Origin of the sequence: Exiguobacterium sp. s181 (assembly GCF_018617125.1) — a bacterium.
GTDB classification, from domain to species: Bacteria; Bacillota; Bacilli; order Exiguobacteriales; family Exiguobacteriaceae; genus Exiguobacterium; species Exiguobacterium profundum.
In genome coordinates, this window is the sequence record NZ_JACSJM010000003.1 from 199,315 (window position 1) to 211,344 (window position 12,030).

Here is a 12,030-nt window from a genome sequence, read left to right on the forward strand (position 1 = left end):
TGGCGTTAGGGAACACCGATACAGTAGGTCAAATGGTGACTTACGACGGTCAGTCATACTTAAGGGAGGCAATCACATGGGGAACAAGAAAGAAGAGCAGTTAAAACAACATACGATTGATAACGAACAACAAGCTGGCTTGACGACAAATCAAGGTCTGAAGATGGCGGAAGACGAATTCTCGCTGAAAGCAGGACGTCGTGGTCCGACATTGATCGAGGATTTCCATTTCCGCGAGAAGATGACCCATTTCGACCATGAGCGGATTCCGGAGCGGATCGTCCATGCGCGCGGCGTAGGAGCACATGGAGAGTTCCAGGTGTATGAACCGCTCGCCGAGTTCACAAAAGCGAACTTTTTGAATGACCCTTCGAAGACGACACCCGTATTCGTCCGTTTCTCGACTGTCCAAGGCTCACGCGGGTCCGCGGATACGGTCCGTGACGTCCGTGGTTTTGCAACGAAGTTCTATACAGACGAAGGGAACTACGATTTAGTCGGAAACAACATCCCAGTCTTCTTTATCCAAGATGCCATCAAGTTCCCGGACCTCGTCCACGCTGTGAAGCCTGAACCACATACGGAAGTGCCGCAAGGGGGAAGCGCGCACGATACTTTTTGGGATTTCGTCGGACAAAACCATGAGACCGCTCATATGGTCATGTGGGCGATGAGTGATCGGGGAATTCCGCGTAGTCTACGCATGATGGAAGGGTTCGGGGTGCATACATTCCGTCTTGTAAATGCGGAAGGAAAAGCGCATTTCGTCAAATTCCATTGGAAACCGAAGCTCGGGGTTCATTCACAAGTATGGGACGAAGCCCAAAAAGCAGTCGGGAAAAATGCTGACTTCCACCGTGTCGACCTTTATGAAGCCATCAATAAAGGCGACTATCCTGAATGGGAGCTCGGCCTGCAGCTGATCCCGGAAGAAGACGAGTTCAACTATGACTTCGACATCTTAGACCCAACCAAACTGTGGCCGGAAGAAGAGATTCCAGTGAAACTCGTCGGAAAGATGACACTTAATCGAAACGTCGACAACTTCTTCGCGGAAACCGAACAAGTCGCCTTCCACCCGGGTCATCTCGTCCCAGGAATCGACTTCTCGAACGATCCGCTCTTGCAAGGTCGTCTGTTCTCGTATACGGACACCCAATTGTCGCGTCTCGGTGGACCAAACTTCCACCAGATCCCAATCAACAAGCCCGTTTGTCCGTTCCACAACAACCAGCGGGACGGGATGCATCAAATGGCCGTTCACAAAGGTCAGACGAGCTACCATAAAAATGCGCTCAACAATAATCAGCCGGAACCTGTACCGGCCGATCAAGGTGGATTTGAGCACTATCAAGAGAAAATCGATGGTCATAAGATTCGGGGACGTAGTGACAGCTTCCTTGATTTCTATTCACAGGCGAAGCTCTTCTACAACAGCATGACCGATGTCGAAAAACAACACATCCAAGATGCCTGCAGTTTTGAGCTCGGAAAATGTGAGTCGGACATGGTGAAAGAGAACGCCGTCGATTTATTGAACCGCATCGATCGTCATCTCGCTGAAGTCGTCGCCGACAACTTAGGAGTACATGTGCCCGAAGAGAATAATGAGGTCCAGTCAGATAAGACGTCCCCTGCTCTCTCGATGGCGAACACAATCAAAAAGCCCGATACGAAGAGCGTCGCCCTTCTCCTTGCCGGTGACGTGGATGCGAATCAGGTGAAACAGTGGGTGCAGACGCTCGCCGATCACAACGTCAACTACAGCCTTGTCGGCAAGAAGGCGTATATGCTTGGTGACCTGAAGGTGAAGGAGACGTACGATACGGTCGACTCGAGCCTTTTCGATGCCGCCTTCTTAGTGAGTGCCGCGATGACTGTCGAGGATGATGTGCTCGAATTTATCGAGAACACGTACAAGCACTATAAGCCGCTCGCCCTACACGTACACCATAAAGAGGCACTCGCCACATGTCGCGTGAAGCAAGACCAGCCTGGTGTCTTCACGTTTGACGAGCATAACCTCGATGGATTCAATGCGTTCATCGATGGGATTGCGACTGCCCGATTCTGGGACCGTGCCTAACGATGTCACTTGACTCGACTCGATTCCCGAGTCGAGTTTTTTCATGTCTGTCATTCACTGCATGCAGTGCATCATCTCGGACAATCCTAATTTGATTTGGTATACTCTTTTAGTTATGTTTATTAACTATTCGAATTTGAAGAAAAGGAGGCGTCACGTATGATGCAACAACCTATTCAAAAACTTTGGACGAGAGACTTTTTAATCATCTCGCTCATCAACTTCTTCCTGACGCTCATCTTTTTCTTATTGATGGTCACCATCGGGGTGCATGCCGTCGAGTCGTACGGGGCGACCACGAGTCAAGCAGGACTCGTCACTGGCATCTTCATCATCGGGACGCTGACCGGGCGCTTGTTCATCGGTCGACTGATTGATTCGATCGGTCGGAAGAAGACGCTTTATATCGGGCTCGTCTTTTTCACCGCCACGATTTTATTGTACTTCGTCCATTGGGGTGTCGGTTTCTTGTTACTGACACGGTTCGTACACGGGCTCGGGATGGGATTATCGAGTACGGCAACTGGAACCATCGTCGCGCAAGTCATTCCCGCGACTCGAAAAGGTGAAGGGATCGGTTACTACAGCATGAGTTCTACTCTGGCGACAGCCATCGGGCCATTCGTCGGATTACTCCTCAGCCAACACACGAGCTTCACCGTCATCTTCGGCCTTTGTTTTGTGATCGGGGTCATCAGTTTGGCGAGTACGTTCTTTGTGAATGTACCGGAAGTCGACGCACCGGAAGTCGTGCGCGGATTCTCTTTAAAATCGTTCGTCGAACCAAAAGCGCTCCCGATTGCCTTGATTATCGGGATGGCCGCACTAAGCTACTCGAGTGTCTTGTCCTATATCAACTTCTACGCGAGTGAACTCGACTTGATCGAGGCAGCGAGTATCTTCTTCCTCGTCTATTCGGTCGCCGTTCTGTTATCACGACCAATCACAGGAAAATTGATGGACGCGCGCGGAGCGAACGTCGTCATGTATCCGGCAATCGCCATCTTCGCGATCGGTCTACTCGTGCTCAGTCAAGCGAATAGCGGTTGGATGCTTCTACTTGCCGGTGCGTTAATCGGATTAGGCTTCGGGAATATCCAATCCGGCACCCAAGCAATCGCCGTCAAGGCTTCTCCACCTCACCGAATGGGGATGGCGACATCGACCTTCTTCATCGCACTTGATGCCGGTCTAGGGTTCGGCCCCTATTTCATCGGGTTGTTGATTCCGTTGACAGGCTTCTCGACCCTTTATTTGATTCTTTCAGGCGTCGTTCTCTTTACCATTTTCTTGTATTACGTCATGAACGGACGAAACGAACAAAAACAACTGAACGAAGCGGCTTGACGGGATGTACGTACATCCCGTCTTTTTTTGAAAGTTCACACATTTGGTCGAATGATGCGGTAAGATAAAAATGACGTGTAAAAAATAGAATGAACGAAATGAGGGAGACGAGATGAAAGTTGACCAAACACTTCAATCCAACGCATCGATTTTACTACGGACGTTCGATAAAATTTCAGACTATGTGTTCTTTATGGAAGTCGATGGTTCAGCATATCGCTACGTCTTCGTAAATGAGCCTGGGAAACGGGCCATCAATTGGTCAGATGCGGATGTCGGGAAGACCATCGATGAGTTGGTCCCGATCGAGACCGCTACACTTATTACGCAGTATTACGATGAAGCGATTCGTACAAAAAAGAGTGTCGTCTATGAAGACTACCGTCTTGCTGACTCCTTTTATACGGATACGGTCGAGGCGGATGATGTATTGACGCTCCCCCTTCATTATTTCGAGTCAGAAGTGACGCCGATTTTCAATGATGAGGGGAACTGTACCCATATCGTCTCCGTCGTTCGTGAAGTGACGGAACGGAAACGTCGCGAACTCGAATTGTCGATCTTAAAAGATCATCACGAGTCGCTACGACGGTATTCTCCACATGGCATCTTTGTACTCGACCATCATTTGAACATCAAATCCGTCAACCCGGCCGTCACGGTCATCACGGGTCATACGGAACAGGATATGCTTCATCAGCCGTTCCTGCACTGGCTTCCCGAGAGTGAGCGGTCTCGGGTCAGGAATGGGTTACAATTCACGCTGTCTGGGATTCCACACAAGTATTCCATTTATGCTGAACATCAATCCGGGGAACGACTCGACTTAACCGTCCTCAACATTCCAATCGAGGTCGGCGGTAACATTACCGGCCTGTTTGCGATCATCATCGATTTGACGCCAGAGAAAAATGCCGAGCGTGCCACGGTCGAAAGCGAACGTCGTTACCGTCAATTGATTGAAACCATTCCGGAAGGCATCATTGTGCATCAGGAAGGACAGATTATATATGCGAACGCGATGGCACTCGCCACAATCGGAGAAACCTATCTAGAGAATGAATCGATTTTTTCATTCATCGCAGAAGAGTATCATCAGTCCACCCGTCAACGACTTGCCTCTCTCGAACTCGGAGGCCCCGTTCAAGATACGGAAATGGTCATCATGACACCGAGTGGAGACAAGCTCCAGATGGATATCAGTAGCCTTCTCATCGATTATGAGGGTGAAACGGCCGTCTTAACGATTTTGCGTGATGTCACGGAGAAACGTGAAATGGAACAAGCGTTAAGACAGAGTGAGTTACAATATCGATTGATCACAGAAAACATGAGTGACCTCGTCTGTATACTAGAACGGGATGGTACTGTTCGTTATGCTTCCCCTTCTCACCGTACCGTGCTCGGTTTTGCGGCCGGATATTACGAAGGGAAGAATACGCTCGACTATATCCATCCGGACGACATCCAGATCGTCCGGGAGCAGTTGAAAGAAATGAAGGAAGAAGACATCTCCTTGACCCTTGAGTTCCGTCATTTCCATGCTGACCAGCGCTGGATTTGGCTCGAAACGAAAATTCAGGCCATCTATGATGAATCCGGACTTCTCCTACACTATTTGACGGTTAGCCGAGAAATCATGCAGCGTAAAGCACTAGAGAAGCAACTGAAGCATTTGGCGTATCACGACACGCTGACCGACTTACCGAACCGTCGTTTCTTCCTCGCTTACCTCGAGGAAGCGATCGATCGAACCGAATTCGAGCAAGGTGAATTGGCCGTCCTCGCTCTTGATGTTGACCGATTCAAACAAATCAACGATACGTTCGGTCATGATGTGGGCGATGAACTCTTGCGACAACTCGCTCGTCGATTGACATCCGTGCTTCGCAAACAAGATATGATTGCCAGACTTGGCGGTGATGAGTTTGCCGTTCTCATTCGCTTCAACGATTCCTGTGCCCTACATCGGGTTGCAGAGAAAATCATTCAAGCACTACAGCGCCCATGGGAAATCGACCAACATACGTTCATTACGACTTCAAGTGTCGGGGGTGCTCGATTTGTAAAAGGGTTGTCGACCAAACAGTTACTAAAACGTGCCGACCTCGCTCTCTATGAAGCCAAAGCAGGTGGACGAAATCAATATGCACTCGCAAAGGACCACCAATAAATGGTCCTTTTTTCACGTGAAACACCGAAAATAAATCCTAAATCCGAACATTAAACATCAATTGATTTAATTTTATTCATTTTTAAGATAAATTAATTGAATTATCCTTTGACTTTAAACTCTATTCACGTTATATTACCGAATGGGCGAAGTTTTTTATTGTTCAATACGTTAATGTTCGTGAATAGGGGTGCGATATATGGATAAAGTATTTGATTACGAAGATATTCAATTAATTCCTGCAAAATGTATTGTCGACAGTCGTTCGGAATGTGATCCGACCGTCGAGCTTGGTGGCTTCACGTTCCGATTACCAGTCGTTCCGGCTAACATGCAGACGATTATCGATGAAAAGGTCGCATTGATGCTGGCTAAGAACGGATATTTTTACATCATGCATCGCTTCAATCCAGAGACGCGCCTGGCATTTATCCAAGACATGCATGAGCGTGGTTTGTATGCATCCATCAGTGTCGGCGTGAAGGAAGAAGAGTATGGGTTTATCGAAATGCTCAAATCGACCGGTCATACGCCAGAATTTATTACAATCGATATCGCTCACGGTCATTCGAATGCGGTTATCCGAATGATTCAGCATATCAAACACCATCTTCCTGGATCCTTCGTCATCGCGGGGAACGTCGGGACACCAGAGGCCGTTCGCGAATTAGAGCATGCCGGAGCGGATGCGACGAAGGTTGGAATCGGTCCTGGTAAAGTGTGTATCACGAAAATCAAAACAGGTTTTGGTACCGGGGGCTGGCAATTGGCTGCACTTCGCTGGTGTGCCAAAGCAGCGACGAAACCGATTATCGCGGATGGGGGCATCCGTACTCACGGTGACATCGCCAAATCGATTCGCTTCGGCGCTTCGATGGTCATGATTGGTTCATTGTTCGCCGGACACGATGAATCACCGGGGGAAACGTTCGAGCAAGACGGGAAACAATTGAAAGAGTATTTCGGTTCTGCTTCTGAGTTCCAAAAGGGTGAGCGAAAGAACGTCGAGGGGAAAAAGATGTTTGTCGAACACAAAGGGGCACTACAAGATACATTGACCGAGATGGAGCAAGACCTCCAATCGGCGATTTCTTACGCGGGTGGTGACAGTCTCGAGGCATTGCGCACCGTAGACTACGTCATGGTGAAAAATTCAATCTTCAATGGGGATAAAGTGTATTAAAAAGGCGACCTCGTGTCGCCTTTTATAATTGCTTCATCATCATATAGTAATCCGATCCCGGCGGATAGTCCGGTAGCACACCTATTACCGTGTAACCGAATCGCTCATAAAACGGTTTCGCTTGAAACGAGAACGTCGTCAATTTCACACGCGTCGCACCGAGCGACTTCGCTAACGCCTCCCCTTCTCTAAGCAATTGGCTACCGATGCCCTGACCATGAAAGTCTGCATCGACCCAAAGACGATCCAAATCGAACCATCCCCAATACACACTCCCATATAAGCCGGCGATTACCCGTCCTTCTTGCTCCACTTTCAACTGAATGGTCGGCACGTGCGCCTCGCGAATGTCACGATGGTAAATCGAACGAACGTTGTTATACTCACGTAATTGAGTGGTCAAAAACTGTTGGAACGTCTCGTCTTCCTCGTGAATCCGCGTGATAGTGTAAGTCATCTTCCCACCGTCCCGTTCACAAAAAACGTAATCAACTCGTTCTCTTCCTCGGTGATCTCCCGATTGACGAGTGAAGCATATGACTGCGTGATTTCATCAATATTTCCTGGGAAATCATTCGAAATGGTGGCGATTCGTCTTAATGCAAGGCAATCTTCTGCGAAGGATTCACGACTCACCATCTCACCGTGTGACCAGACAATCTGTTTAGCATCAAACGATTCCAATACATTCAACAACCGCAGGGTTTCTTCCGGAGTCATTCTCCATGTGGGAGAATAGATGTCTGCGTATAACGCGTCTCCTAAAAATAATACCTGTTCTTCTACGATGTAAAGGACAACCGCATCTTTTGCGTGGTCTCCTCCGACATGTCGTAACACGACGTGAACGCCACCGAGGTCGAGTGTCAGCGATTCTTGAAACGTCAGCGTAGGTAATACGATTTTGATATCGCGCGCGTCTCCATATTCTTCACGGATTGCTTCCGCGCAAAATGCGATTTCAATCCCTTCCGCCACCCGCTCATCGAGAGAGACATCATCCCAAGCATATGGGACAAGTTTTTCCATCCCCTGTTTGGTCGCTTCACTCGCAATGGAAACCATACCTTCAAGTGCAGGTAAACCGAAGATGTGATCCCAATGCCAATGCGTCAATGCGACCATCGACGGCGCACGGAGGCCTTGTTTTTCTAGCTGTTCTAAAAAGAATGAGGCGTGCGAAACGGAATTGCCCGCATCGATGAGTAGCGTATGCGTATCGCCGATAACGGCACCGAGAATTGGTCGATCGGTACGGTCAACGGGTGTCATATACCAAAAACGTTCCGAATGTTTGATTAAGGTTTGCATGTACGAATCGACTCCTCCTCTAATAAATTCGTTAATTCTTCAAATGAATGCCGATTATCATTTTGAATCCGAGCGTGCCGAAGAGGTAATCGTTTCAACAGTTCAAGCTCACGTCGTTGGCGTTCCACTAAAATCTCAATCGTTCCGGCCATACCCTTATGCGCATGGTTCACACCATAGGCGCCGCTCGTATAATACTCGACAAAGCCGCCTTGCCATCCCATCGGTCGTTCATCATATACGATTGGAAAAATGCGTGCGACGTCATTCAACGCCAAATAAACGACCATCGGATCAATCGGTTTTAGGATGTCCGCGACTTCTTGAACGTATGCTTCCATATCCGCTAACGGAACGTCTTGAGAAACCATTCCAATCGTGAAAGGATTTTGGAGCAACGCACATTCAAAGATGACGTCCTGTTCTTCCCGCTCTACCTTTTGAACATACCGCCGCCAGCGTTCGCACATGATTCGTGTGTGAAGAGCGAAAGGCAACTCGTAGACGTCCGTTCCGGCAAGTTCTTCACCATCATCATAACGGACGAGCCATCCCCCCTCGATTTCATCAAGAATACGACCGGTTGATGGTTTCTCCTCGACCCAATAGACATCATGCACATCTACCGGGTGTGACGCATCCACCTCCGAATAGAACTTACCATTTTGTTTATCTTGTAGCCTCTCGGCAAACGTAGATTTCCCGCTTCCCGGTAATCCTTCAATCAACCATAATTTCCCCATCCTCAAATCCCCTTATCCGAATATCCATCATACTGAAACCACTGGTCTCCTCCATTGCTCTTTGCAATATACATCGCTGCATCTGCTTTTTGAAGAACCGAATCGACGGTGTCGGTCGACTGGACCAGGGTGACGCCAACACTTGCTGTAAGATGAATGACTTCACCATTCGACGCGTGTATTCCCTGGGAAATAACTTCATTAATCTGCTCAACCCCACTTAGTGAACCCGTTTGCACCAAAACAAATTCATCGTCTGAGAAACGGTAGACTTGACCCCCAACACGCTGGACGAATTCATTTAATCGTTGTGCGATTTCAATTAACACTTCATCCCCTATCATGTGCCCATACTGATCGTTGATTCTTGTAAAATCGTCTAAATTGACGAGTATCAATGTAATCGATGGCGTCCGGTGCATCTTTTTGTATAAATCGGTCGTGAGCGTATGACGATTATACAGTTTGGTCAGCTGATCTTGTTTTGCGATTCGAATCATCTCGCGTTGTTTCCGTTCCTTTCGAATCCCGTTCTCCATCCATCGTGCAAGCAATCGTACCGTCCCTGTCAACTCTTGCAACGTTTCCTCGTCGAGATGATCATTCAAGTTGCCTTGCTCCGAGAGAAGAACGACCCAGCCAAACACTTGATGCGCATGCGTCAAAGGAAAACTGACTAGCCTCGTGAATTCGATACCGTCTACAATCAGATCACCTTCCTGAAGCGTTTGCGCGCCGACCGTTGTCAATTGATGCAGGGAATGCAGTTCTTCTTCCCCCCAAGTCAAACGAGAGACCCCATGCTCTACTAGAAGACGATGCGAAGGCTCAATCGAGAAGATGACCCCGTGGGAATAACCGACCCATTCCAATAAAATTTCTTGAACCCGGGCCAATTGATCTTGGAACGGTACACGCAATGCCGTCGCTTCATACAATGCTTCGATTGATTGTTGTCGCGTGATTTGTCTTCTCGAGACTTCCGTGTGCTCGATCTCTGTCATGACCCAATGCGTAAACGATTCGAGCGCCTTCAAGTTTTCTTCTGAGAACGTTCTCGCCTGCCCATCCACTACGCAAAGTGTGCCGATGACGTGACCTTGCTTCGTCCGCAACGGTACACCTGCATAAAATCCGATTCGGTCAATCCAAGGACTGTCACTTTCAATCGCTGCTGCCGCAACATCTTCAATCACCAGCGGAGACTCTGATGTGACAACCCGATTACATAACGTCCATTCCCGTTTGAGGTGAGCGGATTCGAGCTCGATACCGACACACGATTTGAACCACTGTTGGTCTGTCGTCATGATCGAAATGAATGCGATTGGCATCTGGAAGGTTTGTGCGACCAATCGGGAGATCCGGTCAAATCGTTCCTCTTGTGGCGTATTTAAAATTTCCAATCGTAATATCGCTTTGAGTCGTTGCAATTCACGCTCATCTAAAGAAGGATGCAACAACTGCACAGGCTGCTCGATCTTCGATAACATCATCTGATGGGAATACAAGATTCCGAGCGCCTCTTCTAACTCCGCGAGCGGCATCGGACGACTGAAGAAATACCCTTGAATCTCATCGCAGCCGAGCTGACGTAAGATCCGATATTGTTCTTCAGTCTCCACACCTTCAGCCGTCACCTCTAACTCTAGCTTTTTAGCCAACGAGACAATCAGTTTGACGATTTCATACTCTTTCATGCCGCTCTCCTGATCGAGTTGCGCGACGAACGACCGGTCGATCTTGATTCCATCAATCTCGAACAACTTCAAATAATTCAACGAGGAATAACTGACCCCAAAGTCATCAATCAACAGTCGAAATCCTTGTTGTTTGAGCGATTCGACCGTTTTGATCGCCGCTACCGGTTCATGCATCAACGTGTGCTCGGTCACCTCAAACTCAAATTGTTCTGGCACAAGACCGTACGATGCAATGATCGCAACCAGTTCATTCATATGGTGTTCATGAAATAAATTCGGTGAGACATTCACAGCCACGCGGCGCCCTTCAAACTGCTCAGGTTGTGACGACACATCCTGACATACCCGATTCATGACGAATCGTGTCACGTCTTCGATCAAGAGTGACTGTTCAGCCACACGAATGAACGTTTCAGGTGAAATGAATCCGAGAACAGGACTCTCCCAGCGAATGAGTGCCTCAAAATGAATCGCACCGTCCATCGACACTTTCGGTTGATACACCATGTATAACTCATCTAGCTTCAACGCTTTGACCAGTTCCGTTTCGATCATCATCTCATCGATGTAACGCTGCACGTACTCATCGTGTTCATATAAACGAATCGTTTGATTTCCCGTCTGACGCGCTTCCAACAGAGCCGTGGAGGCGTTCATGATGACACGGTCGGCATCCGCTGTACCGGCACCAATCCCGATACAACTCGATAACGGGAATTCGGCCTCCGCCACTTGATACGAATGATCTGCAATCACGTCAAGCAAATGCTCGGCGTACATGTATGCCAACCGGATTGGAGTGTGAGGTAACACCGCGATAAAGTCTTCACCGTCTACTCGACCGATAATTGAACCTTTCGGAAGCGTATTCGCCAATTGACGTGTGATGTCTTTAATCAACTGATTCGAGCGCTCCACACCTTGAAGCGACATCATCATCTTGAAACGGTTGATGTGAAGGCGCATGACGCTCGTCTCTTCGGTGTCATGTTGCTCGAACAACTGGTCGAGCTCCAATTTGACTTTCATCAGATTTGGCATACCGGTCAAATAGTCCATATGCTCGATACTCTTTAACAACTTGATCTCCGCCTCCTCGGATAAATCAGTTGTCAAACCGAGTACATAACGAACGAATCCATCCTCATCTTCAATCGGTACAAGCATAGAAGAAGCGAATCGGGCCGTATTGGAGTCGATGTTCATTTGCGACATGAAGTAGACCGGCTCCCCTGTCTCAACGACCGCATCATAATGTTCAATCAATTCCTCGACCACTTCCGAGCGATACATCTCATGTAAATACCGCCCTTCTACATCACTTGGAAGCGAAGAGGCCACCTTCCCCTGTTCGCTCACATTTACGTAACGATAGCCTGCTTCTGTCACTTCCATTAGAAATACCATTCGATACAAGCGTGTGAACAGCTCGAATAGATAATATGGGTCGCCTTTCATCCGTTGCATCGTATCCCTCCACCCGT

8 protein-coding genes are annotated in these 12,030 nt (G+C 48.3%); 4 read left to right on the plus strand and 4 right to left on the minus strand.

Annotation, left to right across the window (positions count from 1 at the left end):
• The first annotated feature begins 76 nt into the window (after positions 1 to 76).
• The 4 genes from KNO70_RS12415 to guaC all read left to right on the plus strand — a co-directional run bounded on the left by KNO70_RS12415 (position 77) and on the right by guaC (position 6,789).
• Positions 77 to 2,086 carry a catalase gene (locus tag KNO70_RS12415; RefSeq protein ID WP_214684993.1) on the plus strand — a complete coding sequence of 670 codons (2,010 nt, stop codon included), beginning with the start codon at positions 77 to 79 and terminating at the stop codon, positions 2,084 to 2,086.
• Between the two features lie 162 nt (positions 2,087 to 2,248).
• Positions 2,249 to 3,433 (plus strand): MFS transporter, encoded by a 1,185-nt coding sequence (locus KNO70_RS12420; RefSeq protein ID WP_041918118.1) that lies wholly within the window; start codon positions 2,249 to 2,251, stop codon positions 3,431 to 3,433.
• A 112-nt stretch (positions 3,434 to 3,545) separates the two neighbouring features.
• Positions 3,546 to 5,606 carry a PAS domain S-box protein gene (locus KNO70_RS12425; RefSeq protein WP_214812660.1) on the plus strand — a complete coding sequence of 687 codons (2,061 nt, stop codon included), beginning with the start codon at positions 3,546 to 3,548 and terminating at the stop codon, positions 5,604 to 5,606.
• Positions 5,607 to 5,805: 199 nt separating this feature from the next.
• Entirely contained in the window at positions 5,806 to 6,789 is a 984-nt protein-coding gene (gene guaC / locus KNO70_RS12430; RefSeq protein WP_031424215.1) for a GMP reductase, read from the plus strand.
• A 22-nt stretch (positions 6,790 to 6,811) separates the two neighbouring features.
• Here the strand turns inward: guaC and KNO70_RS12435 are convergent, their stop codons facing one another.
• From KNO70_RS12435 to KNO70_RS12450, 4 genes are read right to left on the minus strand one after another with little or no spacing between them, the layout of a single operon-like run.
• A complete protein-coding gene (locus KNO70_RS12435; RefSeq protein ID WP_078146021.1) occupies positions 6,812 to 7,246 on the minus strand; it encodes a GNAT family N-acetyltransferase in 435 nt (144 codons plus the stop codon).
• A complete protein-coding gene (locus KNO70_RS12440; protein WP_214731261.1) occupies positions 7,243 to 8,100 on the minus strand; it encodes an MBL fold metallo-hydrolase in 858 nt (285 codons plus the stop codon). The genes KNO70_RS12435 and KNO70_RS12440 overlap by 4 nt, the downstream gene beginning before the upstream one ends.
• Positions 8,088 to 8,843, minus strand: coding sequence for a P-loop NTPase family protein (locus KNO70_RS12445; protein ID WP_214812661.1), 756 nt, complete (start codon positions 8,841 to 8,843; stop codon positions 8,088 to 8,090). The genes KNO70_RS12440 and KNO70_RS12445 overlap by 13 nt, the downstream gene beginning before the upstream one ends.
• Positions 8,844 to 8,845: 2 nt before the next feature.
• Positions 8,846 to 12,013, minus strand: coding sequence for an EAL domain-containing protein (locus KNO70_RS12450; protein WP_214812662.1), 3,168 nt, complete (start codon positions 12,011 to 12,013; stop codon positions 8,846 to 8,848).
• Positions 12,014 to 12,030 lie beyond the last annotated feature (17 nt).

Coding starts and splice junctions, on each gene's coding strand:
- KNO70_RS12415 (WP_214684993.1), top strand. CDS start 77: ATGGGGAACAAGAAAGAAGAGCAGTTAAAACAACATACGATTGATAAC.
- KNO70_RS12420 (WP_041918118.1), top strand. CDS start 2,249: ATGCAACAACCTATTCAAAAACTTTGGACGAGAGACTTTTTAATCATC.
- KNO70_RS12425 (WP_214812660.1), top strand. CDS start 3,546: ATGAAAGTTGACCAAACACTTCAATCCAACGCATCGATTTTACTACGG.
- guaC (WP_031424215.1), top strand. CDS start 5,806: ATGGATAAAGTATTTGATTACGAAGATATTCAATTAATTCCTGCAAAA.
- KNO70_RS12435 (WP_078146021.1), bottom strand. CDS start 7,246: ATGACTTACACTATCACGCGGATTCACGAGGAAGACGAGACGTTCCAA.
- KNO70_RS12440 (WP_214731261.1), bottom strand. CDS start 8,100: ATGCAAACCTTAATCAAACATTCGGAACGTTTTTGGTATATGACACCC.
- KNO70_RS12445 (WP_214812661.1), bottom strand. CDS start 8,843: ATGGGGAAATTATGGTTGATTGAAGGATTACCGGGAAGCGGGAAATCT.
- KNO70_RS12450 (WP_214812662.1), bottom strand. CDS start 12,013: ATGCAACGGATGAAAGGCGACCCATATTATCTATTCGAGCTGTTCACA.